The sequence below is a fragment of the Haloarcula sp. MBLA0163 genome, from assembly GCF_055632435.1.
In genome coordinates this window covers 277,712-293,774 of record NZ_CM145745.1, presented here as the reverse complement: position 1 = coordinate 293,774, position 16,063 = coordinate 277,712, and the positions used below count along the sequence as shown (strand labels likewise).

Genomic DNA, 16,063 nt, shown 5'->3' with positions numbered 1-16,063 from the left:
TCAGACAGTATCGGTTCGTCCGTGGGGTCAGCGAGACTGTCGATAGCCTTGCAGTTGCCCAACGGCTCGACAGAACTCGTGTCACCGCCGAAGAGACGACGGTGGGGACACTCGCCGTAGAGGCAAGCCACCCCAGCCGTGTCGACCTGCGTGTCACCACGGCGCCGCCGACGGGCGCCACGGCCACGCCGGCCTCGTGTGAGCTCGCCGCAGGCGAGCAAACGACCACAACCACGTTCGATGTCTCATGGCCGGTCGCAGGCTCCTTCGAGTTCGGTGTGCCGATCGTTACGCTGACTGATTCACTGGGGTTGTTCGAACAGACGACGGCTATTGGTACCCAACCGTCTGTAACCGTCGAGCCGCGTGCCCCCCGCGACATCCACGTCGGCGAAGGCGGCGACCGAATCGCCGCCGGCTTTGGTGAACACGACGCCGGCCAGACCGGCAGTGGGCTCACGCCAGCGGAGGTCAGACAGTACATCCCCGGCGACAGCGTCCAACAGATCGACTGGAAGGCAACCGCACGCCTCGATGAACCACACATCCGCGAGTTCGAGGCCGAAACCGATCTGGAGACGCTGCTGGTCGTCGACCATCGCGCCACCATGACGGCGGGCCGGCAGGGCGAGACGAAACTCGATTTCGCCCGGCAGGTGGCGCTGGCACTTATCGACAGTGCACAGGAACTGGGTGACCCGCTCGGGTGGTACGGCGTCGGGGATGATGGGCTGACCGAGACGTTCGAACCGAGTACTGCCGACAGTCAGTACCGCACGATCGCAGAACGGGGTCGCGCTCTCGAGCCGACGACGGCGACAAACAATCGTCCGGCGACAGGTTTAGTCAACCCGGCACGTGCCAGACGAACGGCGGACCGCCTCGACGGCGAGAGTCCGTTCGAGCAGAAACTGCGGCCGTTCTTCGAGGCGGCCGACACCTACGTGCAGCGAATCGCCGACCAACCCCTGTTCGGCGCTTTACGAACGGCCTCGGCTCGACTCGACGGCACCGTTCGTACGGTCATCATCACGGATGACAGCCACCGGACGGAGCTTCGGGAAGCCGTAAAGATCGCCCAGCGGGGCAACGGCCAGGTGGTCGTCTTCCTGACGCCGACTGTCCTGTATGAACCACAGACACTGACCGACCTCGACGACGCATATCGTCGCTATACCGAGTTCGAGACGTTCCGTCGGGAACTCGCTTCGCTGGCCCGCGTCAGTGCGTTCGAGGTCGGCCCCAGCGACCGACTTGCGAGCGTGTTGTCGGCCGGCCAGCGACGACGGAGGGCCGAGCAGTGACGGCGACACCGGACGAGTCACGTACGGAATCGTCGGCGAGTCAGGCCACCACACCGCAGCGCCGCGTCCAGGACTCACGATGGGGCACGACCCAAGGCTGGATCAGTGCTGTGGCGTTGCTACCCATCCTCGCCACGTTCTGGTTGCTGGGCGGGCTCTGGGGGGTCGTCGCCTGGGCCGTCGTCGCGACGAGCTGGCTCGTCTTCCCCCCGATCGTGACCGTCGGAATCGGGCAGTTTGCGCTGGTTGCGCTGTCGCCTGCCGATGCCGGCCTCACTGCAGTGCTGCCGGGTGAGGCTGCACTGCTGGGAGTCCTTGTGGTCGATATCGTAATCGGGAGTCGTACAGCTATCGATGGGGTCGTACTGGTCGCCGTTGCTCTCGTGGCTGGGACTGGGGCACTGGTCCTCGCACAGACCACGGGACTCCTCGCGGCAGCCATCGGACTGCTTCTCGGTCTCGGGCTCGTGTCGTACCTGCTGCACCGATACCTGCTCCTCGAACTGGGGCATCTCACGGATCAAAAAGAGGAAGCACGGTCCTGACCGGAAGCATATCTAACCCTGAACCAGAGATTTTTGAGCGGTGCCCGCCACGAACACGTATGCCTGTGATGTCGAGCGAGGACTTCTCAATCCATACGGAGGACTGTGACAACTTCGCGGATGGAATGCCGATTTCGTCGCTTCCCGATGAAGTCACTGCTATCGACGACCTCGACTGTGACTGCTGGAGTGGCTTCGACTCGCTCGAGGAAATCTGAGACCGCCGACGACCGGCATAGAGAAACGGTACAGTAATCTGACCACAGCCAGCAGGCATGAACCAACGACACGATTCCCGCGACACCAATGAGTACGACCGACCCACGTCAACCCGACGACGACTCCCAAGAGGACGCACGCTCCCGCGAGGAGTTACGCACACAGCTCGAGGTGCTCCGCGAGGAGAATCAGCAACTCCGTGCGTCCTACACGCAGGCAAAACAGACACAATACCGGCGAACGGCTGTCGGCCTCGGTCTGCTCGGCACGCTCGCCGTCGTCGGGGGCATCTTCGTCTCCAGTGCCGGTGACGTGCTGTTCGCGCTCGGTGCCATTGGCCTGTTTGGTGGCTTGCTGACCTACTATCTCACACCTGAACAGTTCGTCTCGGCCGACGTCGGTCGCGATGTCTATGCGTCGCTGGCAGATAACGAAGCCGCGATTGCGGACGAACTCGGGCTGTCAACCCGACGGTGCTACGTGCCGACGCCCACGTCCGAACGTGGCGTTCGGCTATTCGTGCCACAGCACGACACCGGAGTGCTGCCCGACGGAGAGGAACTCACGCACACAGTCGTCGTTCCGGACGACGGGGAGACGCGTGGGTTGGCACTCGAACCGAGCGGGCAGCGCCTGTTCACCGCCGTCGACGACGCACTGACCGGCTCATTGGCTGAGACGCCTGCCGAGATAGCCGACCAACTGACGGACGCCATCGTCGAGCAGTTCGAGCTCGCACGGTCTGCGACACCGGAGGTCGACACGGCGTCTAAGCGTGTGACCGTTGCAGTCGACGGCAGTGTCTATGGGCGCGTCGACCGGTTCGACCATCCGGTGGCGTCGTTGCTGGCAGTCGGCCTCGCACGTGGGCTTGACGAGCCGATCTCGGTAGATGTTACAGCGGCCGAGGACGACCGTTCGGATTATCTCGTGACCTGTCGGTGGGGCGAGGACAGGTCCCGATAGGACAGCCACTAGAACCGGCACTACCACTGAAGTATCTACTGGGAACAGGCCCACAAAGCGTCAGACTGTGTCTCTGAATCCTCTCCGCAGCCGTGGTTGTGCCGAATACTCACTGGCCGTCGGTCACGATCTCGAACCGTGCGCCACCCGTGTCGCTATCGGTGACATGGACGGACCAGTCATGGGCCTCCACGATTTCTCGGACAATCGCGAGTCCGAACCCAGTCCCGCTCTCGGCCGTGGAGTAGCCTGATTCGAAGATTTTGTCCCGCTTGTCCGGCGAGATGCCCGGGCCATCGTCGGCGATGTAGAATCCGTCTTCGTGTTCGAGTGTGCCGACGGTGAGTTGGACATCGTCGCCGCCGTGGTCGACGGCGTTCCGAAAGACGTTCTCCAGCAGTTGCTTGACGCGGGATTCGTCACCATCCACGCTCAGCCCGGTTTCACACTCCAGCGAGGCAGTGCTTGTCGCGACGGTTTCCCAGCAACCGTGTGCCAGCCTATCCAGCGATAACGATTCGACCTCGTCGACGCTTCGTCCCTGGCGAGCAAACATGAGGATGTCGTCGATCAGCTGTCGCATTCGACTGAGCGATCGGTCAATCGTATCTAGGTGCTCACTCTCTCGGTCTTGCCGTTCGAGTTCGAGATGCCCCTCGGCGACACTCAGAGGGTTTCTGAGGTCGTGGCTGACGATATTGGCGAACTCTTCGAGCCGCTCGTTCTTTCGTTCGAGTCGTTGTTCGTACGCTTTTTGCGCGGAAATATCCCGGCAGATGACGAAGAATCGGTCGGCACCATCTATCCGTACCCTTGCGAGGTGAATCTGTGCAGGGAAGGTCATCCCGTCCTTCCGCTGAAACACGCCCTCGACCTTGCGAATGTCACCGACAGACATCTCTCGCCAGAGGGATCTGGAGCCATTCGGATCGACGGTCTGGTCGAAGTCCCAGACGTACTTCCCGAGTAGTCCGTCCTTCGAGTATCCCAATTTCTCACAGAAGTTCTGGTTGACGTCGACCAGTTTGCCATCCGGGTCATGGATGAGAATCATGTCCGGCGAGTTCTCGAAGAGGACGTCTAGCTTGGCACTCTGGCGGCGGAGTTGCTTCTCACGGCCGGTTAGCGTCGAGATATCCCGAATGACACAGACGTGTCCACCGTCATCGAGCGTCGATAGTGAGAGGGTTTTCGGATATTCTGTGCCGTCGATACGCTTCCCGACCGCCTCCCCGGACCATTTAGCCGTCTCTCCAAGCTCGGGAAAGACATCGGTAGCGAGTCGGTCGGCTTCGGCTTCCGGAACGGTCGTCGTCCATGGCTCACCGGCGAGTTCAGTTGGCTCTACCCCGTAGTGTTCTGCGTAGGCTTCGTTCATGTCGACGTACCGGCCGTCGGCGTCGACAATTGCGATGCCTTCGTTAGCCGTCCTGACGGCCTCAATCCAGCGATCACGTTGGGCCTGTGCGCGTTGCTTCTCGACTGCATCGCTAACGTTCTTGGCCAGTAATTCGTACTGTTCGGTCCCGCCAGACTTTTGGATATAGTTGGTGACGCCGGCGGAGATTGCGTCGCTGGCAACTGCTTCGCTCCCTTTGCCAGTAAACAGAATGAATGGGAGGTTCGGATGCGTTTCGCGTACCCGCTCTAGAAACTCCAGCCCATCCAGGTGAGGCATCTCGTAATCAGAGACGACACAGTCGACATCGTTGTCAGTGAGATACGCCAGTCCGTCTTCTGGGCTTGTTGCCGTCTCGATCGTGAACCGTTCGTCGAGACGCTGTAAGAACTCCGCCGTGATATCGGGAAAATCAGGGTCGTCATCGACATGCAGAATATGGATTGAGGTTGTGGTCGTGTCGCCAGAGATAGACATACTTTATTTCGACCATGTGTTCGAGCTTTGAATAGTTTGACCCTCTATCAGAAATGTATGTACTGTAGTTGCGCGCTACAGAGTGCTGTCTGGTTACTCCGATTCAGCCAATCGCAAACAGACCTACCGAACCGTTGGGTCGCCAATGAGCTCGGCAAAGGCCACGTTCTCGCGGACGTCCGTAATCTCGACTTCAGCCTGATCGCCAGGTTGGGTCTCCGGAACGATAAGGATGAAGCCACGCTCGACTTTCGCGATACCGTCACCCTGGTCACCGAGGGTATCGATCGTCACGGATCGCGTTTCCCCTTCACTCACTGGTGGGTCCGGTACCTGTGACGATGTTCCGCCGGATGGGTCACTCTCTGGGTGAGTCGTCGTGGAGGTTTGAGCCGCCGCCGCATCGGTTGGTGTCGACTGCTCCTGCTGGTCTTCCAAAAGGGCAATGCGGTACATCTCTTCTGCCGACAGCGAGCCGTTCTCGACGAAATCGGCCGGAATCGGGATAACGTAGCGCCCGTCCTCTTTCTCGATTGAGCCGTCGAACAAGAGACGAAGCGAGTTCGGAATTTGCGCCATTGTACTGGCTCACAGTTCCAGAATCATGAAAAATTCGTTTGCCATCGGGGGAGTATCTGAGGGCACCCAATCCGGTCTATTCTGTCGTTGCCTCTGCCGGATCTTCGTCAATCAGATCTGCATCAGTCGTCTGGCCCTCCGGCGGTGTGACTGACGATCGGATATCGTCGATAATCGATGCCGGCGAGACATCACTCAGTTCAGCGTCAGTCGTGAGCACCAACCGATGGCGAAGCACCGGTTCGACCAGTTGCTTGACGTCGTCGCTGGTGACGTACTCTCGGCCTCGGATGGCGGCACGAGCTTTGGCCGTCTGGAGCAATGCGAGTGAGCCACGCGGAGAGGCCCCATGTGCCGTATCAGGGTGGTCGCGGGTAGCGGTGACCAATGCGAGGATATAGTCACGGACGACGTCTTCGACATGAACGGCCGTCACAGCTTCACGGGCATCCAGTACGTCCTCGGGCGAGACGACGGCTTTGATATCGGCAGGCCCCATCGTCGGTGCGCCATCGAACCGCGTGAGCAAGTCCCGCTCCATGTCGGCATCGGGCAGATCGACGGTCAGCTTCTGCTGGAAGCGGTCGCGCTGGGCTTCCGGCAGTTCGAACGTGCCCTCCATCTCGATTGGGTTCTGGGTCGCAATGACGAGAAACGGCTCTGGCAGGTCCAGTGTCTCGCCCTCGATGGAGACGTGGCCCTCGGCCATCGCCTCCAGTAGCGCAGACTGGGTCTTCGGCGTCGCCCGGTTGATTTCGTCGGCGACGACGACGTTCTCGAACACGGGGCCCTTCCGCAGTTCGAACTCGCCGGTCTGCTCGCGATAGACGCTGGTACCCGTGATGTCGGCGGGCAGGATGTCCGGCGTCATCTGAATCCGGTTGTACGTGAGCCCGCTCGCCCGTGCGAACGTGTTTGCAAGCGTCGTCTTGGCCACGCCCGGAACGCCCTCTAAGAGCACGTGACCCCGCGTCAGCAGTGAAATCGTCAGTTGCTCGACTAGCTCGTCCATACCGACCAACACCGTCGACACCTCCTCGTTGAGATCGTCAGCAAGCGTGGCGGGCTCAGTCATCGGTTTCCCCTTTCTGTCGGTCTGCCATCAAACTGTCTGTCACGCGCTCGACTCGCTCTGGGTCCCAGTCAGGGTGCTGGTCTCGAACCGTTCTGGCGACGTCGTCGGTCGACAGGCCCGGGGAATCGACGCTGTCACGTCGCCACGCTCGCAGTCGGTCACCTACACCGATAGGCCGGAACAGGACGAGTACCGCGAGAATCGACAGACAACCGGTGACGAACGCGGCGAGGCCGGATTGCTGGAGGAGCAATCGCAGTGTGACAAGCGGGGGCAGTGAACTGCTGTGTGAGATATCGAGGAGGATGTTCTCGTGAGCGCTAACGATTGCGGTCAGGAACGCCGCGTTATCGCTCCGGTCAAGCATGGAATTCAGGAAGATGCTCGGGTCACTGACGACGATAACCGTCCCCGAGCCAACGGATTCGACGGTCACGACCGGACGGGACGCAAGGACCTCCGTGTTGTCGAGTGCCTCGTTCCGATTGGTATCCAGATAGCTAAACGCCGAAGAATTTACCAGCACTGTCGCCGCGCCGGGGTCGACAACAGTCCCGTGATTGAGCATGAGGCCGTCGACACCCTCAGTGTAGGTATGATTGGTCGTCGGTTGGGCACGGGGGAACGCCGGGCTTGGGCCGGCCCGCTGTTCGTCACGCAGCGGTGTCCCGTTGACCCGTGCCTCGGCGCCGACAGCGCCGAGCAGGTCGTTGCCGTGTTGGCCGTAATCCTCTGCGACGAGAAGCGTCCCTCCAGACCGGACGAACGTCCGGACTCTGTCGGTGTCGCCCTCACTGTAAGCGTCTGTCGGCGAGAGCACGACGGCGAGCGTTCGGTTGGGAGTGGCCTGGCCGTACTGGCTGACGTTACGGGCCACTGTCGTGTCTGTGCCGGCCGTGTCGGCAGCCGCCCGGATTTCGGAGGTGCCATCCCACTGGTCATTGTACACACCGAGCGACGCCGATGAGGTGCCGGCGACGACCAGCAGCGTTACTGCGACCGTAGCGAGCAATGCACCGAACAGGAGACGGGGATACGAGTAGTCCTCGAGCATCAGAGCACCCCCGGCGGCAGGATTGCGAGGATACGACGGACGACGATATACCCGAACACGAGCAGGCCGACACCGATGAGCCATTTCAGCCGTCGGCGCCACGTTGGTGTGACGGCAAACGGGGCCGTGAGTTCGACGACGACAAGAAAGCCGATGAGTGAGACGACGAAGAACAACTCGAGTGACAAGGATCCCAGCAGCGCCAGAACCAGTACGGCCCCGAGCTGCCAGGCGAGCGTGGCCGTCACGAACTGGGTCCGTCGTCGTGTTGCCATCACCGGAGTCTGTGGGGCGACCGGTTTGTAGCTATCGACTCCTGCATACCATACTTCAGTCGGCTCGCCCCCTCTACGTGCAATGTGGCCATAGGGACCTGCAGCTATCTTCGGTACGCACTAGCGCGCCGATCACGCGGCAATCGATAAGGCACTGCTCTGGTGGCGAGATGGTCGGCCAGGAAGAGCACTGTGTAGCCACTGGCTTCGGCGCCTCATCCGTCGACAGACATCCTGGCAAAGACACAAGCCAAAAAAGTTGAATACTTCTCGAAGAACTCTACGGGTATGTCTGGTCCTCGTACCGTTACCCTCCTCCTTCTCACTCTGCTCGGTATCGGACTGCTCACAGCCCCCAGCCTCGCAGCGTCGGGCTATGCACTTTCGGCGGATCCAGCAATGGACACGCCGACGGAGACAGTAACCTATCAAGGTACAGAATATACCATCAGTTCGCTCACACAGATCACTCCGGATCAGACAGTGACGGTCTCCTCAGATGTACCGAACGATCTTGGGCACTACATCAATTTCCGGGGGCCAGACAACCAGATAATCAGCAGCGAGCGAAAGGTCGGGGACAGCTCCCATACGATTGATTACTACGGGCCTGCACAGGCAGGCACGTACGCGATAACAATCCAAGATAACGGGACGACACAGGCGGTCCACCCAGTAGTCATCCCAGGGTATGATGTCGCCGTATCTGCACCGGACACAGTTGCGTCCGACGAGGGAGTGACAATCGAGGCAACGGTGGCTGAACGTGACATCGAGCGCCATTCCTCGCTGAAGTATCTCAAAGTGGTCGTCGGTACCGACGACGGCGTCGCCGCGCAGGCCCGTATGGAACAGAGTGGCGGAAACACGTATTCGACGACCATACCAGCATCTGAACTCGGAACTGGAGATTACGACATCTATGTGGCTGTCCGTGGCGATGAACAGGTTCGGCAACGAGACGAGTTACTGGCAGTTAGCGAGACGGCATCGCTCTCGGTCGAAGACGGTGGGACAACGGCACCGACCGAAACAACGACATCTACCTCGAACACTGGGTCAGACGGTTCATCCGGTGGCGGCGAGACCAGTACACGCACACAAACTCCTGTCAGGACCCAATCTACGGTGACAACAGACTCAACACCGACCACGGAGCGCCCGACGACGGCGGTTCGGACACGCAGCCAGACGTCCCCGACGCAATCGTCACCCACGACCGAATCAACGACAGACTCGAACGTCATCGACCCATCAACGGTGACGACTGGGTCGACAACAACAGCTGCGTCGACGACAGGGGATGCAGGCCCGGGCTTCACAGTCGCTGGAGCGCTCATCTCAATAATTGCCACACTGTATCTGCAACGAAGGAGATAGGCAAACCGTAGTTTTTCAAAACACAGGGTCTGTCTTCTGATATCGGTAGGGGCTGTGGGGAGTGAGTATCTCAGCACCATCTGCGTTCTAGTTACTCATAATTTACATCTGCTGGTATGCAGGTTAGTTGATTTAATGGGAAGTTTCATTACCATTCAGAGATACATCACGAATCAGTTATATGACTGAGATTAGGCACTACCTGACCATCATTATGTGTGTATTAATGATGGTCAGTGTCGGGTCATCAGGTGTTGCGCTCGCGGAGTCCGGAGTACAAAATCCAACTGATAATATTCCGGACGACCAAGTGTTCGCTGTGAGCGATGGTGGGCAAATCGAAGGCTGGGAACGAGCAGCGTTCCCACTCAGGACTGACGATACCGGTGCCGCAACACAGGTCCCACTGCCTGCAGAAGTGAACGGGCAGACGCTGGACTCAGGTTCATTCACTGATGGGAACGACGGTGGGGACACGAAAACGTTGGTTCGGGATTTCAGCTCGCGAAATCCGGCTGGCGTCCACCAGAGTGGTGATTCAGTCAGAATCGTCTTTGACGACAACTACGCGAACTATGATGTCGGCACCCAGGACCGAGTCGACCTCGTTGCAGCACGACTCACTCCAGAAGATGGAAAGGGTGCACCCGATAGTACGTCGGCGGCCATCGAACTCCTCTCGAACGTCGAGAAGGCAAACAACAATGCCTCGTTCAAGAAGCTGGTCGACTCGGGTTCGATCACTGGTGGGACGTTCGAGCACACGGATACGTTCAGCTCTGGCCACTACGTGCTCTTTGCAGCAGTTCACCAGGACAAAGAGAACGGTATCCAGGTCACTGACGGAGACATCTCTGTCGACGGTGATGTCGTGGTCATTGGTGCTGACATGCTCACTGTGCAGGAAGCCAGTGCGACGGTCGGGACTCCGTCTAACCCCGAGCCAGGAGAGAGCCTAACCTTCGACGTCGACGCTGGCAGTTCGTTCAGTGGCGATGATGGGTCGATGACGCACGCCGTCGCAGTCTACAAGAAGTCCACCTTCGAGGATGCACGGTTTGACGTCGTCGTCGATGAGTCAGAGCTCGGGAACGACTTCTCCCAGTCAGAGGACATGCAACTCGAGCACTCGATCGACGAACTCAACGGTATCGCTGACGTCGAGGCGGGAACGACGCTCAATCAGAACACGCTCGCCGATGGGCGAGTCAATCGGCCAGTCGATGCCGCTAGTGCAATCGACTTTTTCGCCGACGAAGTCGGCTCAAACGACCCGAACACGAACGCCATCAAAGCCGGTGGCGCATCGGACACTGAGTACGAAACCATCGATGCGTCGGTGACGGCTGTCAACGGTGAAGCGACGGATACCACTGTGACCGTCGATACGTTCTCGAACTTCACCGAGGGGACGTACCAGTACGTCGTCGTCTCGGTGCCTGACGACAACGAGTCCAGAATGGCGACGAATACGGGAACGCTGACTATCGACGAGTCCACCGGTGGTGGCGGCGGCGGCGGCGGTGACGACGGCGGCGACGGTGACGATGGTGACGATGGTGACGACAGTGACGACGAACCGATTACCGAACCTCCAGAACCCGTGCCTGAATTCGTCGAACCGGCAGAAGTCATCCGCTCGAACGGGACCCTGTCGGCTACGGTGCCCAGCGTCGCTGGTGGCCAGACGATTACCGTCGATATCGGTGAGAACGAGACTGAGGACGAAGACGGCGCTGCAGTCGAACGCTTGAACATCAGTAGTGCGAATAACGCCAGCAACGTGCGGGTTAATTTCAGCACCAGCGAGCAGCCGTCGCCGGGCACGCCCGCCGTTGACAAGACGAGTACCGTCTTCCGGTACGCTGAGGTCGACGTGCAGAACCTCCAAGACGCGAACGTCAGTGAAGGAACGTTCACGTTCCGTGTCTCTGAACAACGGCTCCAGGACCGTGGCATCGACCCCAGCAACGTGGTGATGTTCCGGTACAGTGATGGCTCCTGGGAGACGCTCGAGACGACCTACCTCGGGAATGGCAGCTACCAGGCGGTCACGCCAGGCTTCTCGTGGTTCGCAATCGGTGTCGCCGAACCGTCGCTGACCGTGACCGAGTCGGGCCTGAGTGCCACGGAAACGCAAGTTGGTGACTCGGCAGATGTGTCCGCGACTATCGAAAATGGCGGGAGTGCCGAGGGAACCATCATCCTCGAGGTGACCGCTAACGGGGAGGTCATCGACACGACCGATGTGACAGTCGGTGCCGGCGAGACCGTGACCGAGACACTCTCGGTGACGTTCGACGAAGCTGGCAGTTACGAGATCGCTGTGAACGACCAGTCGGCTGGGACGCTGACTGTCACCCAGGACGCGACGCCGACCGCCGAGCAGACCACAGAACCAACCGACGAAACCACCGAGGAGATTGCGACGACCACCGCGGGCGACGGGCCAGGCTTCACTGCACTGGCAGCCCTGCTCGCAATCGTGGCAGCGGCACTCCTCGCCGCCCGTCGCGACGACTGAGAGACACCTGCGGCACATCACTATTTTTTCGCGTGCGGATGTCGAGAGACACAGGCCAGAAAATCAGCAGCGGTCCGGAGGGCCACGAGGCGCTCTGCAGTGTGCTCGCACCAGTGTGCCAGTGAGTCCGAACCCGAGCGTTCTTTTCTCCTCAACCCGAGGCCACAGCCATGTGGCCTTGGGGACACGCCGCTGTCGGCTACCTCCTGTGTACGCTCTGGCTACGGGCACGCTATGGTCATCGGCCGACGGCCGGCGTAGTCCTGCCACTCGCCGTCGGCACCCAGTTTCCGGACCTCATCGATAAACCGCTCGGCTGGACGCTGGGCGTGCTGCCATCCGGCCGCGCTGGTGCCCACTCGTTACTGATTGCCCTCCCACTGCTTGTCGTGCTCTGGTGGCATTTCGATAGCCACGATGGTCGCACAGCGATGGCTGGCTTCGGACTCGGCTATCTCTCGCATCTCGCTGGTGATGGCATCTATGCCGTCTTCGACGGTGAATTCCTCTATCTGGGATATCTCCTCTGGCCCGTGACGCCCCTCCCACCATACGAAGAGTCGGCTGGGATTCTCGCGCATTTCGCAGCAGCGGAAGTTACGCCACACCTCCTTCTCGAGGTCGGCCTGTTCGTCGTCGCCACAGTACTCTGGCTGGTCGATGGCGCCCCAGGGCTTCGCGTGTTGGGCCAATGGTGTATGCGACAGGCCAACGCCGCGGCGTCGACGCTTGCTGGTCGATAAGTATCTGTACGGGATTGAAATGCCGACGACGTGCCCGCCGCTTCGACAAGAGTTTTATCGCTGCTCTGACCACAAATCTGTATGAAAGCTGTCGTACTTGCCGCCGGTGAAGGGACCCGCCTCCGCCCACTCACCGAGGACAAACCGAAGGGGATGGTCGAGGTCGCCGGAAAGCCCATCCTCACGCATTGTTTCGAGCAACTGATCGAGTTGGGTGCCGACGAACTGCTCGTCGTCGTCGGCTACAAGAAACAGGCCATCATCAACCACTACGAGGACGAGTTCGAGGGCGTTCCCATCACCTACACCCACCAGCGTGAACAGAAGGGCCTCGCCCACGCGCTGCTGACCGTCGAGGAACACGTCGACGACGACTTCATGCTGATGCTGGGGGACAACATCTTCGAGGCGAACCTCAGCGACGTTGTCAACCGGCAGCAGGAAGACCGGGCCGACGCCGCGTTCCTCGTCGAGGAGGTGCCGTGGGAGGAAGCCAGCAGGTACGGCGTCTGTGACACCAACAAATATGGCGAGATTACGGAGGTCATCGAGAAACCGGAGGACCCACCGTCCAATCTGGTGATGACCGGCTTCTACACGTTCACGCCGGCTATCTTCCACGCCTGTCACCTCGTCCAGCCTTCTGGTCGCGACGAGTACGAGATCAGCGACGCTATCGACCTCCTGTTGCATTCGGGCCGAACCATCGACGCCATCCGCATGGACGGCTGGCGCAACGACATCGGCTATCCCGAGGACCGCGACGAAGCCGAAGAGCGTCTCCAGGGTGAAGTCGACTCCGAACTCGCCGCCGAGAACATCGCGGCAAGCGAGTGAGCAGCTGAAATCGGCCGACAGACAGTATGACGATCGACGAGGCTCAGATCCGCGAGCGATGTACGGAGGCGGTGTTCGAGCGTGGCCAGAACTACCGTACGGAGGGCCGACTCGGACGCCTGACTCGGTTCGGAGAAGTGATCACCGCAGACGTACAGGGTTCGCGGTCCTACGACGTCACTGTCGACCTGGCCACGACGCCGTTCGAGGCAACCTGTACGTGTCCGTACGACGGCCCGGGCATCTGCAAGCACGTCGTCGCTGTTCTGTTGGACGTCGCCGAGCAGCCACCGGACGACGAACGTGGTCAGATCGAGGACCGCCTCGAGAACGCCGCTCCAGATGCACTCCGGTCGTTCCTCCTCGACGAACTCGCCCGGAACCCCGACCTCCGTGACCGGTTTCGTGCGCGATTCGGCGACGAGCGACGGTCGGTCGAGGACTACCGAGCCGACGTCGACCAACTGTTCGACGACCACACAGTCGAGTATCCGGCCGTCACGGACGCTATCGACTTCTCGCACTTCTTCGAGCAGGCCGACCAGTACCGGTCACGCGGTCGCTATCGCGAGGCCGCGACCATCTATCGCGCCCTTGCTGAGGGAATCGAAGCCAACGAGAATCGGATCGACGCCGCCTACGATCACTACGCCCGAACGTTTCAGACTGCACTGGACGGCTACGTCGAGTGCGTGCAAGCAGCCGATTTAGGTGATGAGGAACGCCAGGAAGCGATTGCAGTCCTGTCCGAACGGGCTGGCGACGCGATCGGACCGTACGCTAAGCGGTATCAGGAAGCGGTTGATACGCTCACCGGCAACTAACTCACGATAATTACAAAACCAAGACCTATGTTGTACAGTCCATAGGTTTATTCCTATGGAGCAGATACCATAGGGTAGCGGATGGCGTCCTACACTACGGTGGAAGACTGGCGGGATGTCGAAGACGGCTACGTCGTTGCTGTCACCATCCGACAGACGGAGGACGACCAGTACCCGTGTGGGTGGGATTACAGCCTCCACCTTGGGAAAGTCGGTGGTGATACACTCCTTCGATACGATAACGCTCATGAACGGACAAAAGGACACGAACGCCATACTCGGGATGACGTCGAGGTCATCAAGTTTCCCGGAATGCTCACGCTCTACGACCGCTTCAAACAGGAAGCCGAAGAGTTGTCGCCCGTCTCATGGAATTGGTCAACGTAGGATGCCCTCAGGAGAGACACTATGTCCACGCTCAAAGTAACCGTTGGAAACCGTGACCGCCTCGATCAGCACACACGCAGTCGAATCAAAGCCGCTCAGGAAGGCGAAAACCTTGAGGACGCTCAGCCTGTGCTGAACTTCGGTTCGTACGCTGAACTCAATCGCCTCCTCAGCCCGAAGAACCTGGAACTGTTGGACGCACTCTCTGAACACGAACCCGAGAGCATCCGCAAAGCTGCTGAACTGGTGGATCGTGACTACAAACAGGTCCACCGGAATCTCTCCGAGCTCGCGGACATCGGCGTCATCGAATTCCAGGGCGGCGGACCAGGGCAGGCGAAAAAACCGATGTTGGCCTATGACGGTCTCGAAATAGATATTCCGTTCACAGAAAGACACAGGGAGACAGGTTCTGCTGCACCGTAGTCTGTTCTAGTCCTTGGGTGTCTTTCAACAGGGCTACTGGTGGTCTGTTCTGTGGTCGGACTGTATTTTTAACCGTGACAACACGTAGTCAATACGTTTTCTCGGAGTTAACTCAGTTATACGGCTCGCAAACTCGCTGAATCCCCCCTTCGAAGGAGATCTGCGGTTCCCAGCCAGTGGCGGCGTGCATCTTCGCGTAGTCGCCACAGGTGTCGTGGACGTACACGTCGTCGGGGATGGGGTTCTCGACGAACTCCGGGTCGATATCGGTCCCGAGTTCGTCGTTGAGCATGTCGACGACGGTGCGGAAGTCGTAGGCTTCGCCGGTCCCGAGGTTGTAGATACCGTGCAGCTCGTGGTCGGCGGCCTGTTCGAGCCCGCGGACGATGTCCTCGACGTGGGTGAAGTCCCGCGTCTGGGTGCCGTCGCCGTACAATACCGGCGCTTCACCGTTGGCCATGTCGTCGGCGAACTGCGCGATGACGTTCGCGTACTCGCCCTTGTGCTCCTCGGCGCCGCCGTAGCCCTGATACACCGAGAAGAAGCGCATCCCGGCCAGCGAGATGTCGTAGTGATTGTGGAAGTACTCGGCGTAGGTTTCACGGGCCATCTTCGACGCCTCGTACCCCGTGTTGACGGTCACGTCCATGTCCTCGGGCGAGGGCTCGGTCTGGCTGCCGTAGATCGAGGAGGTCGAGGCGTAGACGACCGTGTCACAGCCATCGTCGCGAGCCTGTTCGACCGTGTTGACGAACCCTTCGACGTTGACGCGAGCGCCGTGAGTCGGGTTGTCCTCGTGCATCGCGTACGACGACAGCGCCGCGAGGTGAAAGACGACGTCGACGTCCGTGGGCAGGTCGTCCTCAACGACGCTCCGTTCGACGTACTCGACCGCGTCGTCGACGTTCTCGGGCGTGCCGAGATAGCCGTCATCGACGACGATGACATCGTTGTCGACAGCGAGCGTGTTCGCGAGATTCGAGCCGATGAATCCGCCACCACCAGTAACCAGCACGCGTTGTCCGTCCATACGCAACGAGGGAATCCGG

Annotated in this window: 17 protein-coding genes; 11 read left to right on the top strand and 6 right to left on the bottom strand. The window is 60.0% G+C overall.

The window, feature by feature from the left end:
• Positions 1-278 precede the first annotated feature (278 nt).
• The 4 genes from ACV7GQ_RS01475 (at position 279) to ACV7GQ_RS01460 (ending at position 3,034) form a co-directional block, all read left to right on the top strand.
• Positions 279-1,304, top strand: a complete 1,026-nt coding sequence (locus ACV7GQ_RS01475) for a DUF58 domain-containing protein (RefSeq protein WP_470311790.1) — start codon at positions 279-281, stop codon at positions 1,302-1,304.
• On the top strand, positions 1,301-1,849 hold the full coding sequence (locus ACV7GQ_RS01470) for a DUF8163 family membrane protein (protein ID WP_470311789.1): 549 nt from the start codon (positions 1,301-1,303) through the stop codon (positions 1,847-1,849). Before ACV7GQ_RS01475 ends, ACV7GQ_RS01470 begins: the two co-directional genes overlap by 4 nt.
• 59 nt (positions 1,850-1,908) lie before the next feature.
• Positions 1,909-2,067, top strand: coding sequence for a hypothetical protein (locus ACV7GQ_RS01465; protein WP_470311788.1), 159 nt, complete (start codon positions 1,909-1,911; stop codon positions 2,065-2,067).
• A gap of 88 nt (positions 2,068-2,155) precedes the next feature.
• On the top strand, positions 2,156-3,034 hold the full coding sequence (locus tag ACV7GQ_RS01460) for a DUF7982 domain-containing protein (protein ID WP_470311787.1): 879 nt from the start codon (positions 2,156-2,158) through the stop codon (positions 3,032-3,034).
• Between the two features lie 109 nt (positions 3,035-3,143).
• On the opposite strand, the gene ACV7GQ_RS01455 is transcribed toward ACV7GQ_RS01460, so the two are convergent.
• The 5 genes from ACV7GQ_RS01455 to ACV7GQ_RS01435 all read right to left on the bottom strand — a co-directional run bounded on the left by ACV7GQ_RS01455 (position 3,144) and on the right by ACV7GQ_RS01435 (position 7,893).
• A complete protein-coding gene (locus ACV7GQ_RS01455) occupies positions 3,144-4,910 on the bottom strand; it encodes a two-component system sensor histidine kinase NtrB (protein ID WP_470311786.1) in 1,767 nt (588 codons plus the stop codon).
• A 123-nt stretch (positions 4,911-5,033) separates the two neighbouring features.
• Complete coding sequence (locus tag ACV7GQ_RS01450; RefSeq protein ID WP_470311785.1) at positions 5,034-5,489, bottom strand: TRAM domain-containing protein; 456 nt, start codon at positions 5,487-5,489, stop codon at positions 5,034-5,036.
• 76 nt (positions 5,490-5,565) lie between these two features.
• Positions 5,566-6,564 (bottom strand): AAA family ATPase, encoded by a 999-nt coding sequence (locus ACV7GQ_RS01445; RefSeq protein WP_470311784.1) that lies wholly within the window; start codon positions 6,562-6,564, stop codon positions 5,566-5,568.
• On the bottom strand, positions 6,557-7,618 hold the full coding sequence (locus ACV7GQ_RS01440; RefSeq protein WP_470311783.1) for a DUF4350 domain-containing protein: 1,062 nt from the start codon (positions 7,616-7,618) through the stop codon (positions 6,557-6,559). Before ACV7GQ_RS01440 ends, ACV7GQ_RS01445 begins: the two co-directional genes overlap by 8 nt.
• Complete coding sequence (locus ACV7GQ_RS01435; RefSeq protein ID WP_470311782.1) at positions 7,618-7,893, bottom strand: DUF8044 family membrane protein; 276 nt, start codon at positions 7,891-7,893, stop codon at positions 7,618-7,620. Before ACV7GQ_RS01435 ends, ACV7GQ_RS01440 begins: the two co-directional genes overlap by 1 nt.
• A 288-nt stretch (positions 7,894-8,181) precedes the next feature.
• Between ACV7GQ_RS01435 and ACV7GQ_RS01430 the strand changes: the two genes are divergently transcribed.
• From ACV7GQ_RS01430 to ACV7GQ_RS01400, 7 genes are all read left to right on the top strand, one after another.
• Positions 8,182-9,273: a PGF-CTERM sorting domain-containing protein gene (locus ACV7GQ_RS01430; protein WP_470311781.1), complete on the top strand. Its 1,092-nt coding sequence runs from the start codon at positions 8,182-8,184 to the stop codon at positions 9,271-9,273.
• A 181-nt stretch (positions 9,274-9,454) separates the two neighbouring features.
• Positions 9,455-11,797 carry a PGF-pre-PGF domain-containing protein gene (locus tag ACV7GQ_RS01425; protein WP_470311780.1) on the top strand — a complete coding sequence of 781 codons (2,343 nt, stop codon included), beginning with the start codon at positions 9,455-9,457 and terminating at the stop codon, positions 11,795-11,797.
• A gap of 170 nt (positions 11,798-11,967) precedes the next feature.
• On the top strand, positions 11,968-12,540 hold the full coding sequence (locus tag ACV7GQ_RS01420; RefSeq protein WP_470311779.1) for a metal-dependent hydrolase: 573 nt from the start codon (positions 11,968-11,970) through the stop codon (positions 12,538-12,540).
• Between the two features lie 81 nt (positions 12,541-12,621).
• The gene (gene aglF, locus ACV7GQ_RS01415; RefSeq protein ID WP_470311778.1) at positions 12,622-13,377 is read left to right on the top strand and encodes a UTP--glucose-1-phosphate uridylyltransferase AglF; all 756 of its coding nucleotides are present in this window, start codon (positions 12,622-12,624) and stop codon (positions 13,375-13,377) included.
• A 26-nt stretch (positions 13,378-13,403) separates the two neighbouring features.
• The gene (locus ACV7GQ_RS01410) at positions 13,404-14,201 is read left to right on the top strand and encodes an SWIM zinc finger family protein (RefSeq protein WP_470311777.1); all 798 of its coding nucleotides are present in this window, start codon (positions 13,404-13,406) and stop codon (positions 14,199-14,201) included.
• A gap of 81 nt (positions 14,202-14,282) precedes the next feature.
• On the top strand, positions 14,283-14,588 hold the full coding sequence (locus tag ACV7GQ_RS01405; RefSeq protein WP_470311776.1) for a toxin-antitoxin system TumE family protein: 306 nt from the start codon (positions 14,283-14,285) through the stop codon (positions 14,586-14,588).
• 21 nt (positions 14,589-14,609) lie between these two features.
• Positions 14,610-15,014: an HVO_A0114 family putative DNA-binding protein gene (locus ACV7GQ_RS01400; protein WP_470311775.1), complete on the top strand. Its 405-nt coding sequence runs from the start codon at positions 14,610-14,612 to the stop codon at positions 15,012-15,014.
• A gap of 112 nt (positions 15,015-15,126) precedes the next feature.
• Here the strand turns inward: ACV7GQ_RS01400 and ACV7GQ_RS01395 are convergent, their stop codons facing one another.
• On the bottom strand, positions 15,127-16,044 hold the full coding sequence (locus ACV7GQ_RS01395) for an NAD-dependent epimerase/dehydratase family protein (protein WP_470311774.1): 918 nt from the start codon (positions 16,042-16,044) through the stop codon (positions 15,127-15,129).
• Positions 16,045-16,063: the final 19 nt, after the last annotated feature.